Below are 13,397 nucleotides of genomic sequence, written 5' to 3' on the forward strand. Positions count from 1 at the left end.
GGCCTAGCATCGCTGCCAGGAACTAGATTCCTGCAAGAAAAAAACCTCCGAAAAAGCCTGCATCAGGCCGTTTCGAAGGTTCTTCCTTCTGCTGTTCCGATGTTATTGCCCGTACCGCTCCCGCAGCTCGCGCGCCAGGCCGTCGGCAGCCTTCCAGATATCGCCGGCTCCCATCGTGATGATGAGATCGCCGGGCGCGGCCTGCTTCGAGAGCTCGGCCTGCACCTCTTCCTTGGTCGGAAGATAGCGTGTATTGGCATTGCAGTTCTCCACGATCATCTCCACGAGCCGCTGCGAGCTGATGCCTTCGATCTGCTGCTCGCCGGCCGGGGAGTAGATGTCGGTGATGATCACCTCGTCGGCTTCGGCGAAAGCCCGGCTGAACTGCTCCAGCAGGAAGAAGGTGCGCGTGTAGCGCTGCGGCTGGAACACGGCCACGATGCGCTTGCCGGTCGCCTTGGCGGCGCTGATCGTCGCCTGGATCTCCGTCGGATGATGCGCGTAGTCGTCGATGACAAGGATGCCGTTCACGTCTCCGAGCACCTGGAAGCGGCGCTTGGCCCCGATGAATTCCTTGATCGCGGCGGCTGCCGCGCCGAACGGAATGCCGGCTTCCATGCATGTGATCAGCGTAGCCATCGCGTTGTACACGTTATGGCGTCCCGGGACGGACAGCTGCACGACGCCGAGCTCTTTGCCGGAACGGGAGAGCTTGAACGCCACCTTGCGGTCTCCGAGAACGATGTCCGATGCACGGAATTCCGCTTCCTCGTCGATGCCGAAGGTCAGGATGCGTTCGGACGGAAGGGAGCCTGCCGCCTGCGGCAGCAGCTCGCGGACGATCGGATCGTCCAGGCATACAACTGCCCTCCCGTCGGGAGTGACCTGGGTGAGGAACTGAACGTAGGCCTTCTTCAGGTTGGCGAAATCGCCGTCGTAGTTCTCCAGATGATCCGGCTCGATGTTGGTGACGACCGCGATCGCCGGATGGTAATGCAGGAAGGAGCCGTCGCTCTCGTCGGCTTCCGCTACGACGTATTCGCCTTTGCCCGCCTTGGCGTTCGTGCCGACATTGACGATCTCGCCGCCGATGATGTAGGTCGGATCCGCTCCGCAGCTCTCCATGACGAGAGCGATCATCGAGGAGGTTGTCGTTTTGCCGTGCGCGCCGGCGACAGCGACCCCCTTGCCCGCATTCATGAGCCTGGCCAGCATCTGGGAGCGATGGATCACCGGAATCTTCAGTTCCTCCGCCGCGCGCCGCTCCACGTTGTCCCTGGAGAGCGCCGTGCTGTAGACGACCAGATCGGCCCCCTTGACGTTGCCCGCGTCATGGCCGATATAGATGCTCGCTCCCAGGGATGCCAGCTTTTCCGCCAGCTCCGCCCGCGCAACGTCGGATCCCGTCACCTTGTATCCCATCTCCAGCATGACGCGGGCGATCGCGCTCATGCCGTAGCCGCCGATTCCGATAAAATGTACGTGCTCTGCTGTAGTCGTCATGACGGTCACCAACCTTTTTCAGAATCCGGTAGCCCAAGCACCCTGGTGCGGACATCGGCGATTAAATAGAGAGTGCCGGTTGCGACGGACAGGTCCTCCGGACCCGCCGACTCTTCCAGGCGCCGCAGCGCAGCGGTCCAATCGGGCTCGACGACGATTTCCGGCGAAACCCCGAGCTCCGCCGCTTCCGAGCGTGCCAGCTCGGCAAGAGCAGGGGCCGGCATCGCCTTGCGGAAAGCGGGCTCCGTAATGACAAAGGTATCCACTATAGGGAGTATATGCCGCAGCACTTCCCGATGATTCTTGTTCTCCAGCATTCCCATCATCAGATGGAGCTTGCGGTACTTGAAGACGTCCTTGAGCGCCGCCGCCAGCGACTCCGCTCCTTCGGGATTATGCGCGCCGTCCAGCAGCAGACGCGGCTCGCTCCTCACCATCTCGAGGCGGCCCGGCCATGCAGCCTCCTTGAGGCCGGCGCGGAGCTGCTCGTCGTCGACCAGCAAGGCGTAGTACTGGCGCAGCACCTCAAGCGCCATGACCGCGGCAGCGGCATTGGTGCGCTGATGGGCGCCGCCAAGCGTCACGGTCAGCGGACTCACGGAGCGGAACGGGCCTTGGAACGCGAAGCTCTGCTCGGCCTCCGACACCTCCAGCGCTTCGATGGAGAACTGCTCGCCGAGCTGGTACAGCGTGCTCTTGCTGCGGCTTGCCGCCTCGCGGATGACCGCCAGCGCTTCCGGATCCTCGACGGTGCTTACGACCGGGACGCCAGGCTTGATGATGCCGGCTTTCTCCGACGCGATTTCCGTTATGGAGCTGCCAAGCACATCCATGTGGTCATGCCCGACGTTGGTGATGACCGAGATGACCGGCGTCACGATATTCGTCACGTCCAGCCGGCCTCCGAGGCCGGTTTCCCATACGACGTAATCCGGGTAGGTCACCTTGGCAAAGTACAGGATCGCCAGCGCCGTGGATACTTCGAACATTGTCGGGGAGCCGTGTTCGGTAGCCGCGATCTCATCCACGAGCGGCTTCAGCTCGTTGGCCAGCCGCAGCAGCGTCTCCTCCTCGATATCCTGACCGTTATAGCGGAAGCGGTTGGTGAACTTGGTGATATACGGCGACGTGAACGTCCCCGTGTCATAACCTCCGCGCGTCAGCGCCTCGGTCAGATAAGCGCAGACGGAGCCTTTGCCGTTCGTTCCCGCCACATGGATGAAGCGGAGCCGACGCTCGGGATGTCCGAGACGCTCCATCATCAGCTTCATCCGGTCCAGGCCCGGACGGATGCCGAAGCCGATGAGGCCTTCGATCCATCCCCGCGCTTCCTCGTACGATTTCAGCAGGCCTCCGGCCTGTCGATGCGTTTCCTGGTTGTCCATATCGTTTCGCTTCCTTTTATGTTTGACTTGCGCCGGCGAAAGGCGCGAGCGCCCTTCGTCGGGCCTCCCGTCCTCCAAGGACAGACGCAGCTCCGATCAGCTCTGCAGCTCCTCGATCCGCGCCAGCACCTTCTCCAGCTTGGACTCGTAATCGGCCCTCTTGGCTTTCTCTTCCTCGATGACTTTGGCCGGAGCTTTGGCCGTGAAGCCTTCGTTGGAGAGCTTCTTGTCCACGCGCTCCACTTCGGAGCGGAGAACGGCGGCTTCCTTCGTCAGCCTCGCGATCTCCTGCTCGATGTCGAGGAGTCCCGCGAGCGGCAAGTACAGCTCCGCGCCCGTCACAATGGCGGCCATCGCCTTGTCGGGAGCGGACAGTCCCGTGTCGATCGCCAGGGAGGAAGTGCCGCAGAAGCGGCGCAGCAGCTCTTCGTTCCCGCTCAGGATGCCGGCTTCGAAGCTGCCGGAAGGCTTGATCTGCAGCTCGATCTTCTTGCTCATCGGCACGTTCACTTCGGCGCGGATATTGCGCACGGAGCGGATCGTGCTCATGAGCAGCTCCATCTCGCGGACGGCTTCCGGTGCTTCCAGCGCGGCTTCATAGACCGGCCAGGCGGCCGTCGTGATGGATTCGCCTTCATGCGGCAGATGCTGCCAGATTTCCTCGCTGATGAACGGCATGAACGGATGGATCAGGCGCTGAGTCCGGTCCAGCACATAGGCGAGCACGGATTGAGTCGCCTTTTTGGCATCCGCATCCTGTCCGTACAGATTCAGCTTGGCAACCTCGATGTACCAATCGCACAGATCGTCCCAGATGAAATTGTACAGCAGGCGGCCAGTTTCGCCGAAGTCGTAGGCGTCGATCAGTCTCGTCACATCGCGTGAAGTCTCGTTCAGACGATGCAGGATCCAGCGGTCGGCTGTGCCTAGCGGACCAGTTATATCGATATCATCGTAATTGAATCCTTCCAGATTCATCAAGGCGAAGCGGGAAGCATTCCAGATCTTGTTGGCGAAGTTTCTCGCTTGCTCTACTTTCTCCAGCCGGAACCGCAAATCCTGCCCCGGCGTGCTTCCGGTGGACAGCATGAAGCGCATCGCGTCCGCTCCGTACTGCTCGATGATGTCCAGCGGATCGACGCCGTTGCCGAGCGACTTGGACATCTTCTTGCCGTCCGCGTCGCGAACCAGGCCGTGCATGAGCACGTCCTTGAACGGAATGCGGTCCGTGAATTCCAGCGCCGTGAAAATCATGCGGGCTACCCAGAAGTAGATGATGTCGTAGCCGGTGACAAGCAGGTCGTTCGGATAGTGCCGCTTGAAATCGGCGCTGTCCTCGTCCGGCCAGCCGAGAGTGGAGAACGGCCAAAGGGCGGAGCTGAACCAGGTGTCGAGCACATCCTCGTCGCGGCGCAGCTCTCCATGCCCGCAGTCCGGGCAGGCTTCGAGATCCTCGCGGGCGACATGCAGCTTGCCGCAGGAGTCGCAGTACCAGGCCGGAATGCGATGGCCCCACCACAGCTGGCGGGAGATGCACCAGTCGCGGACGTTCTCGATCCAGTTGAGGTAGATCTTCTCGAAGCGGTCAGGCACGAAGTTCACGCCTTCGCCGGACTTCTGGGCTTCGATTGCGCGCTCGGCGAGCGGCTTCATCGCCACGAACCACTGCGTGGACAAGTAAGGCTCGACGACAGCGCCGCTGCGCTCGCTGTGCCCGACTTGATGCACATGGTCCTCGATGCGGACGAGGACGCCGCTCTCCTGAAGGTCGGCGACGAGCTTCTTGCGCGCTTCGGCGCGGTCGAGACCCTGGTAAGGTCCGGCCTCGGCGTTCATGACGCCGCTCTCGTCCATGACGATGATCTTGGGCAGGCTGTGGCGCTCGCCGACCTCGAAGTCGTTCAGATCATGAGCCGGCGTGATCTTGACCGCCCCGGAGCCAAAGTCCTTCTCGACGTAATCGTCTGCGATGATCGGAATCTCGCGTCCGGTAACAGGGAGCACGAGCATTTTGCCGACGAGAGCGGCGTAGCGCTCATCCTTCGGATGCACCGCTACAGCCGTGTCGCCGAGCATCGTCTCGGGACGGGTCGTCGCGACGGTCACATGGCCGCTTCCGTCCGCGAGCGGATACTTCAGATGATACAGGTGCCCGTTCACTTCCTTGTACTCGACCTCGATGTCGGACAAGGCCGTGCGTGCTGCCGGATCCCAGTTGATGATCTTGGCGCCCCGATAGATCAGCCCCTTCTCGTACAAGCGGACGAACACCTCGCGAACGGCTTTGGAAAGCCCTTCGTCCAGCGTAAAACGCTCGCGGGAGTAATCAAGGGAAAGGCCCATCTTGCTCCACTGGCTGCGGATCGTGCCCGCATACGTGTCTTTCCACTCCCATACCTGCTCCAGGAATTTCTCGCGGCCGAGATCATGGCGCGTGATGCCCTGCTCGCGAAGCTTCTTCTCCACTACGGTCTGCGTCGCGATGCCGGCATGGTCCGTGCCGGGCAGCCACAGGGCGTCGTATCCCTGCATGCGCTTCGTGCGGATCATGATATCCTGCAGCGTGAAATCGAGCGCATGTCCGATATGGAGCATGCCCGTCACGTTGGGAGGCGGGATGACGATCGTGTAAGGCTTCGCTTCAGGCTTCCGGCCGGCTTGGAAAAAACCGCCCTTTTCCCAGAAATCGGTTCCTTTCTGCTCCGCCGTCTTCGGATCGTAGGTCGTCGGCATTTCCGTCGTGTGCTGCTGAGTCTCTGACATCTTGGATTTCCACCCTTATCAATGAAAGTCGTTTTTTATGGCCTTCTTTTTGACAACGCCTCGGCTGGCCGGCCTGCGCGGAAGACAGCGGACGTCTGCCTCCGGCTGATGCCGGGTGCCGAAGTCCCGCAGGAAGACGAACGCCGTTTTTTCGACAAAAAAAAGCCTTTCATCCTCTTCGCAAAGGACGAAAGACTTCAAGCTTCCGCGGTACCACCTTTGTTCCGCAAGAAAGCTTCCTTGCGGCACTTTGGCGCAGGATATCGGCTGCGGCCGGCTCCGGCTTCCGCTGCGGACGCAGCATGACCGGGGCAACTCCGGGGCGACCCGCATCCGCTCCTTGCCTGCAGACCTTCCAGCGCTTGCGGTCTGCTCTCTGTAGGCGAGGCGAATGCTCTTCCCTTTCAACGTCGGCTATTCAAACTTCGGAAAAATAGATAGCTTCATTTTAGCGTTCTTGAAGGCTGGAGTCAACTTGGTTAGGCAGCAGCCATGCCCGGGGGCAGCCATAGCGGACAAATGCCGGGATCGGGCCGGAACAGCAGCCGAAGCCAAAAAAGGCGCCATCCCCCGCAAAGCGGGGAAAGGCGCGGTATGGTAAGCCATGGACGGAGCCGGGATAGATTCGGGACGCTCCCGCTCAAGGGATGTAGAGAATCTGGCCTTCCGCGACGCCCTGATCGGCAAGGCGGTTGTAGAGAGCGAGCTCGCGGGCTTGAAGATGATAGCGGTCGGCGATCAGATCCAGCGTCTCTTCCCGCTGCACGATGCAGATCCGCACTTTGCGGAACGGCTTCTCATCGCTGACCCGGCCGAGGAACAACGACTGCCACTCCACCTCTTCCGCTGGCGCTGCCAGCTGGGATTCCTGGGATTGCCGGCTGCGCTCGGCCGCCTGCCGCTGCTCCCGCTCCCTCCGGCTGGAGCCGATCAGCGAAGAAGCAAGCTCCTGCCCGGCTTCCTCGGGCGAAGCCGATCGCTTGCTTCCGAACGCGATGCGCAGCTCCTGCTTCTCCTGCTCCTGCAGCGGCTCATGCTTCTCGAACGGCTCCGCGGCGAAGGCGGATGCGGAATCCCCTCCCCCGGCCGCTTCCGCCTCGGCTCGCTGAGGCTCGGAATCGGTCTCTTCGACCGGCGGCAGTTCGGCAGCCGGGCGGCCGTACAGGACGGCGGCCGGATCCTCCTCCTGCGGGACAGCCGCCGCTTCCGGCTCTGCCGGAATGATCTCCCCGGCTATGTTCCGGAGCGCCGAGAAGGCCGACTGCCGCTCTTCGTGCTGGACCTGGGGAATCTCCGAAGCAGGCGGAATCGGCGCGCGGAACGGGCTGGAGCTTCCTCCGCTGTCCGCGAGAACTTCGATTGCCGCCTCGGCATCCTGCCTGGAGGTACCTTCCTCCTGCTGGAAGGAGGCGTTCCCTTCCTCCTCGCGAGTCCCGCTGGACAAGCCGAGCTGCGTCCAGCCGGCAGCATAGGCGTACGGCTCGCTCTGCGCCTCCTCGACCGGATCAATGCTCTGGCCGGCAATCGCCTCTGCATCCTGATAAGGAGTTGCCTGGTCGAATTCCCTTTCTCCCCCCGCTTCTACCTGCGGCTCGTCTTCCTCCTCATCCAGCTCCAGATACAGGACCGGAGAAATGTCGCCCGTCGGCTGGGCTTCCTGGCGATGCACCACCGTATAAGGCTCTTCCTTCCACTCCCCCTCCTCCTCGGAGGAGGATTCCACCCGAATGCCGGACAACGACAGCACGCCGGTAATGTTCAGCGTACGCGCCGACAGGAGGTCGACGTCGAAGTTGTCGATCTCCACGGAGATGTCGTCCAGCCTCTCGATGCGGTTCATCGGAAGCGTAATCTCGACCGGTATCCGATGCTCCATCGACTGCGCGGACGCCGAACGGTCCGCCGTGCGGTATACTCCGCTCAGCAGCAGCTGGCCTCGCAGTATGGCTTGTTCTCCCTGCTGAACGACTTGGATGCGGGGAACGAGTTCGATTTCCTCCAGCTCGTCGATAGCTGGAACTTCCTCGGGCAGATGGACGCGTTCATACACGTCGAACCGCAGTCCTTGTGTTAGTTCGCTCACGCTTAAGCCTCCCTTCCCTAGCTATTGCTTGGGCATATGCCTTGCTCCATACCATCTATATGGCAAGGAGTCCCATAGCATGACTACTTGGGAGTGGGACTCGATGACGAGGGCAGGCTGTTCTTGCTTGACGGCTGTCATCGGCAAGGCCGGCTTCCGCGTGCTTGCGCCGGGAAAACCGGCATAAAGGGCTGGCTAAGGCCGGATCGAGACCTATTTCGCCAGGTAGAAAAACATGTTTCTGCCGCTTCATGTCCGGCGATGAAAAAAATCCAAACCTGTATCGCTCAATATCGCGATGGAAGAAACACAACCTGTATCGCTTGATTCCGTGATGGAAGAGATGCTGGCTTGCTTCGTTTCATTCCGCAATGGAAGAGAAGCTGGCTTCGTTTCTTTCGGCCATGAAAAAGAACCACCCTGCATCGCTCAAAACGATGCAAAGCGGTTCATAAACCGAGGACGGCCTCAAGCCGGCCAACGAGACGATGCCTCCCGGGACAGACCCATGGCAGGCCGAATTCCCGACACAGAGAGCCAATCCTATCTCTTATGGCTTCCCGGCGCGGAGCCTTGCCAGCAGACGCTCCATGTCGGCGGGAAGAGGGGCCTCGATCTCCATATCGGAGCCCGTCCATGGATGCCGGAACCGAAGCAGCCTTCCGTGAAGAGCTTGACGGCCGAGCAGCGGCGACGCTCCGCCGTACAGGCCGTCTCCAAGCAGCGGATGGCCGATATGGCTCATATGAACGCGGATCTGATGCGTCCTTCCGGTATCAAGCGCAAGCTGAACGAGAGCTGCCGAGCGCCAGGATTCCAGAACCTTGTAGAAAGTGACAGCCCTGTCTCCGCCCGGCGATACTCTTCTCCGCGACGGATGATGCCGGTCCTTGCCGATCGGCTGGTCGATCTTGCCCTCAGGCGGATTCGGCGCGCCGTGTACGGCAGCCCAATACTGGCGTCCGATCGCCTTCTCCCGCATCGCAGCATCGAGCACCTGCTGGGCCAGATCGTTTTTCGCATACAGCACCGGGCCGCTCGTATCGTCGTCGATGCGGTGGATATGCCTCGCCGGAAGCGGGTCCCCCGCCGCCAGGCAGCGGCAGGCGGCAGCCTCGTCCAGCGTCGCCGGGCAGGCAGGCGCCTTGCCCGCTGCGGCGGCATGGGAAGCCCTGCTTCCCGCTGGACGCGGCGCTTCGCCGCTGCCGTGGACCGGCATGCCGGCCGGCTTGTTCAGGACGAGGCACCAATCGTCCTCATGCAGCACTTCCGGCCAGTCCGGCGCATATGCTCCGCCGGACGCCGCAAGGACGGCCGCGGCACGACGCTGCAGCGGGTCGGCCGCCGCTGCGGCGGGAAACGCCCGCAGCCGCAGCTCGCCGTCCGGCGTCCAGCCGATGCCTCCGGTGGAGAAGAGGGAATTGATCCATTTGGCCGGCCAAAGGCCAAGAGCCAGAAGCTGCAGGCGCGTCTCGTGCGCGTGGCTTCCGGCTCTCGGCTCTCCGGCATCTCCGTCCGGGGAGACAGGCACATGCAGCCATTCTCCGCGGCGATAAGCAGATTCCATCATCAGCTCCATGCCGGAATCCTCTCCTACAAGCGCCGGAGCGCTTCCCGGTTGGCAGCGATCGTCTCGTCGATCAGCTCCGCCGTATGGGCTGCCGAGACGAACATGCCTTCGAACTGCGAAGGCGCGACGCTTACGCCGAGCTCAAGCAGATTCGCGAAGTAGGCGCGGAAGCGGCCCAGATCGCTCTGCTGCGCCGTCTCGAAGTTGATGACGTGGCTGTCGTTGAAGAAAGGACAGACCATGGACCCGACGCGGTTGATCGTCACCGGTACGCCGGTCTCGCGCGCATTGTCCTCGAAGCCCGCCTGCAGCCGCACCGACATCTTCTCCAGCTGCTGATAGACTTCCGGCGTCAGCAGGCTGAGAGTCGTGTATCCGGCCGCCATGGCAAGCGGATTTCCGGACAGCGTGCCCGCCTGGTAGATCGGACCGGCCGGAGCCATGCGCTCCATGATGTCGCGGCGTCCGCCGTAGGCGCCGACGGGAAGGCCGCCGCCGATGACTTTGCCGAGGCAGGTCAAGTCGGGGGTAATGCCGAACAGGCCTTGGGCGCAGTTGTAATGGACGCGGAAGCCGGTCATGACCTCGTCGAAAATGAGCAGGCTGCCGTACTTCGTCGTGACGTCGCGCAGCCCTTGCAGGAACCCGGGCAAAGGCGGCACGACGCCCATGTTGCCGGCTACCGGCTCCACGATGATGCAGGCGATCTCCTCGCCGAACTTCTCGAACGCCAGCTTGACCGATTCAAGGTCGTTGTACGGAACGGTAATCGTCTGGGACGCCACCGTCTCGGGTACTCCCGGGCTGTCGGGAAGGCCGAGCGTCGCGACGCCTGAGCCGGCTTTGATGAGCAGGCTGTCGGCATGGCCGTGATAGGAGCCTTCGAACTTGAGGATTTTGCTCCTTCCAGTATACCCGCGCGCAAGGCGCAGGGCGCTCATCGTCGCTTCCGTGCCGGAGTTGACCATGCGCACGATGTCGCAGGACGGCACGCGCTCGCAGACGAGCTTCGCCATCTCCGTCTCGATCAGCGTCGGGGCGCCGAAGCTCGTGCCGCGCTCTGCGGCGGATTTGACCGCCTCGATGACTGCGGGATGGGCGTGGCCCATGATGAGCGGGCCCCAGGAGCCGACATAGTCGATATAGGAGTTGCCGTCGATATCGTACACGATCGCCCCTTCGCCGCGCTCCATGTAAGCCGGCGTGAGGCCGACCGATTTGAAGGCGCGCACCGGGCTGTTGACGCCGCCCGGAATATAGCGCTTCGCTTCCTCGAAGGCCGCGCTGGATTTCTCATCCGCTTTTCTGCCGTGAACGTTGTCCGCCATCAGTTCTGCACCTCCTGCAGCCAAAGGGCTGCGTCCTTGGCATGATAAGTGATGATCATGTCCGCTCCGGCCCGCTTCATGCCGAGCAGCGTTTCCAGCACGATCTTGCGCTCATCAACCCAGCCATTGGCTGCCGCCGCCTTCACCATCGCGTACTCGCCGCTGACGTTGTAGGCGACGAGCGGAAGGTCGAAATTCTCCTTGAGCGCGCGCACGACGTCGAGATAGGCGAGCGCCGGCTTGACCATGAGCATGTCCGCGCCCTCGGCGACGTCGCTGTCAGCTTCGCGGAGTGCCTCGCGGAAGTTCGCCGGATCCATCTGGTACGACTTGCGGTCTCCGTACTGCGGAGCGGAATTGGCCGCCTCGCGGAACGGTCCGTAATAAGCGGAGGCGTATTTGACCGAGTAGGAAAGAATCGGGATGTCGCTGTAGCCGGCCTCATCCAGACCTGCGCGGATCGCGCCGACGAAGCCGTCCATCATGTTGGAAGGAGCGATGACATCCGCTCCCGCCTCCGCCTGGGATACCGCCGTGCGCACGAGCAGCTCCAGCGAAGGATCGTTGTCGACCTCGGCTTCTCCGGTCCGCTCGTTCTGATGCACGATGCCGCAGTGTCCGTGGTCCGTGAATTGGCACAGGCAAGTATCCGCCATGACGATCAGCCCCGGAGCCCATTCCTTGATCAGCCTTGTCGCCTGCTGCACGATGCCATTGGCGTCGTAGGCGGAAGATCCGACCGGGTCCTTATGGTCCGGAAGCCCGAACAGCATGATGGAAGGAATGCCGAGCGAGACGATCTCGCGGATTTCCTGCTGAAGAAGGTCGAGCGAGAAGCGGTATACGCCCGGCATGGAGGAGATCTCCTGCTTGATGCCGGAACCGTGGATGACGTAGATCGGATAAATGAAATCGCTGGCCGTCAGAATCGTTTCGCGGACCATGGAACGCATCGCCGCCGTGCGGCGAAGCCGGCGATGCCGGACGATCGGGTAACTCATATGAATTCCTCCTTGTGTTCGTATGCAAAACAGGGGAAGGAGCACTCGGCGCCCTCCCTGATTTATCTTGTCGATGCCGATAGAGCTGCCGGACTGCTTGCTAGCCAGCCGAAAGCCGCTGGCTGCTTGTCTGCCTTGCGAGCCGCCCGAAACCGCCCGCTGCTTGTCAGCCCTGCGAGCCGCCCGAAACCGCCCGCTGCTTGTCAGCCTTGCACGGCGTCCCGAAGCTCGGCCATCCGCCTTGCGATCGCCTCGGCCAGCGACGAGATCGTCGCTTCCTCGGGAATGATCGTAGGCGCAAGCCCCGCTTCCTCTGCCGTACGGGCCGTAACGGGACCGATGCAGGCGATTTCGCAGCCGCGAAGCAAGCCCACCGGATCGGATTCCCCGAAGCGCCTGAGCACTTCGAGCAGATTCGTCACGGTCGAGGAGCTCGTGAAGGTGACGACATGGACAGCGCCTTCGCGCAGCCGTTCAAGCATCTGCTCATCCTGATCCCGAGGCACGATCGTCTCGTACAGCGTGACGGCGTCCACAGAGATGGAACGCGCGGCAAGATCCCGCGGCAGCGTCCCTCGCGCCAGATCGCCGCGCAGGAACAAAGCCCGCTGGCCCGGCTTCAGCGCCTCGTCCAGATGGTCCAGCATGCCCTCCGCCTGGAAGCCGCCCGGCAGCGCTTCATGCTGAAGCCCGCGCGAGCGAAGCGCATCGCCGGTCTTCGGTCCGACTGCGGCGATGCGCGCCCGGTGAAAGCGGCGGATATCGCCTCCGAGCTCGGCCAGTCCGCGGAAGAAATGCTCGACGCCATTGACGCTGGTGAAAAACAGCCAGTCGTAGCTTTCCGCCTCGTCCAGAGCGTCGCGGAACGCTCTCGCGTCGCTTTCTCCGCGCGCCGGCACGATCTCGATGACGGGGAACTCGCACGGCTCGCCGCCAAGCTCCTCGATGAGGTCGGCCAGCTCGCTGGCCTGGCTGCGCGAGCGCGTCACAAGCGCTCTCGTGCCGAATAGCGGCTTCAAGTCGTACCAGCGCAGCGTCTCCCGCTGCTTGACGACATCGCCCACGACGATGACCGCCGGCGGCTCGAAGCCGGCCGCCTTGACCTTCGCCTCGATGTCCGCGAGCGTGCCCGTCAGCGTCTGCTGTTCGGGCCTCGTGCCCCAGCGGACGAGAGCTACAGGGGTATCGGCCGCGCGGCCATGCTTCATCAACTGCTCGCTGATATACCCGATCTTGGCGACGCCCATCAGAAAGATCAGCGTGCCCGTCGCGTTCGTCACCTTGTCCCAGTAAATCGAGCGGTCCAGCTTGTCCGGGCTCTCATGGCCCGTGACGATCGAGAGCGACGACGCATGGTCCCGGTGCGTCACGGGAATGCCGGCATAAGCCGGCACGGCGATCGCCGACGTGATTCCAGGCACGATCTCGAACGGAATGCCGTGCTCGGCCAGCAAGCCGGCCTCCTCGCCGACACGTCCGAATATGGTCGGATCGCCTCCTTTGAGACGAGTGACGGTTTTTCCCTGCAAGGCCAGATCGACAAGCAGCCGGTTGATCTCCTCCTGCTTCATCGTATGGCGGTCCGGCTGCTTGCCGACATAGATGCGCTCGGCCCCCGGCCTCAGTCCGCGCAGCAGGCGCGGGCTGGCCAGCCGGTCGTAGACGACGGCATCGCTCCGCGAGAGCACCTCCATGCCGCGCACCGTAATCAGCTTCGGGTCTCCCGGCCCGGCGCCGACAAGATACACGATCCCCTTCGACATG

8 protein-coding genes are annotated in these 13,397 nt (G+C 62.6%); all 8 read right to left on the reverse strand.

Annotated features, from left to right (window positions below; all coding sequences use genetic code 11):
- Positions 1–102 precede the first annotated feature (102 nt).
- The 8 genes from murC to cobA all read right to left on the reverse strand — a co-directional run bounded on the left by murC (position 103) and on the right by cobA (position 13,396).
- Positions 103–1,503 carry a UDP-N-acetylmuramate--L-alanine ligase gene (gene murC, locus AC06G8_RS16270; protein WP_480283317.1) on the reverse strand — a complete coding sequence of 467 codons (1,401 nt, stop codon included), beginning with the start codon at positions 1,501–1,503 and terminating at the stop codon, positions 103–105.
- A 5-nt stretch (positions 1,504–1,508) separates the two neighbouring features.
- Positions 1,509–2,888, reverse strand: coding sequence for a bifunctional folylpolyglutamate synthase/dihydrofolate synthase (locus tag AC06G8_RS16275; protein WP_480283318.1), 1,380 nt, complete (start codon positions 2,886–2,888; stop codon positions 1,509–1,511).
- A 96-nt stretch (positions 2,889–2,984) separates the two neighbouring features.
- Positions 2,985–5,651, reverse strand: coding sequence for a valine--tRNA ligase (locus AC06G8_RS16280; protein ID WP_447664475.1), 2,667 nt, complete (start codon positions 5,649–5,651; stop codon positions 2,985–2,987).
- 640 nt (positions 5,652–6,291) lie between these two features.
- The gene (locus AC06G8_RS16285) at positions 6,292–7,734 is read right to left on the reverse strand and encodes a LysM peptidoglycan-binding domain-containing protein (protein ID WP_480283319.1); all 1,443 of its coding nucleotides are present in this window, start codon (positions 7,732–7,734) and stop codon (positions 6,292–6,294) included.
- A 550-nt stretch (positions 7,735–8,284) separates the two neighbouring features.
- Positions 8,285–9,313 carry an RluA family pseudouridine synthase gene (locus AC06G8_RS16290; RefSeq protein WP_480283320.1) on the reverse strand — a complete coding sequence of 343 codons (1,029 nt, stop codon included), beginning with the start codon at positions 9,311–9,313 and terminating at the stop codon, positions 8,285–8,287.
- Between the two features lie 14 nt (positions 9,314–9,327).
- Complete coding sequence (gene hemL / locus AC06G8_RS16295) at positions 9,328–10,632, reverse strand: glutamate-1-semialdehyde 2,1-aminomutase (protein WP_447664478.1); 1,305 nt, start codon at positions 10,630–10,632, stop codon at positions 9,328–9,330.
- Complete coding sequence (gene hemB, locus AC06G8_RS16300; RefSeq protein WP_480283321.1) at positions 10,632–11,633, reverse strand: porphobilinogen synthase; 1,002 nt, start codon at positions 11,631–11,633, stop codon at positions 10,632–10,634. Before hemB ends, hemL begins: the two co-directional genes overlap by 1 nt.
- 203 nt (positions 11,634–11,836) lie before the next feature.
- Entirely contained in the window at positions 11,837–13,396 is a 1,560-nt protein-coding gene (cobA, locus tag AC06G8_RS16305) for a uroporphyrinogen-III C-methyltransferase (protein ID WP_480283322.1), read from the reverse strand.
- Between the last annotated feature and the right edge of the window lies 1 nt (position 13,397).

The organism is Paenibacillus sp. SJS-P3 (assembly GCF_056711585.1).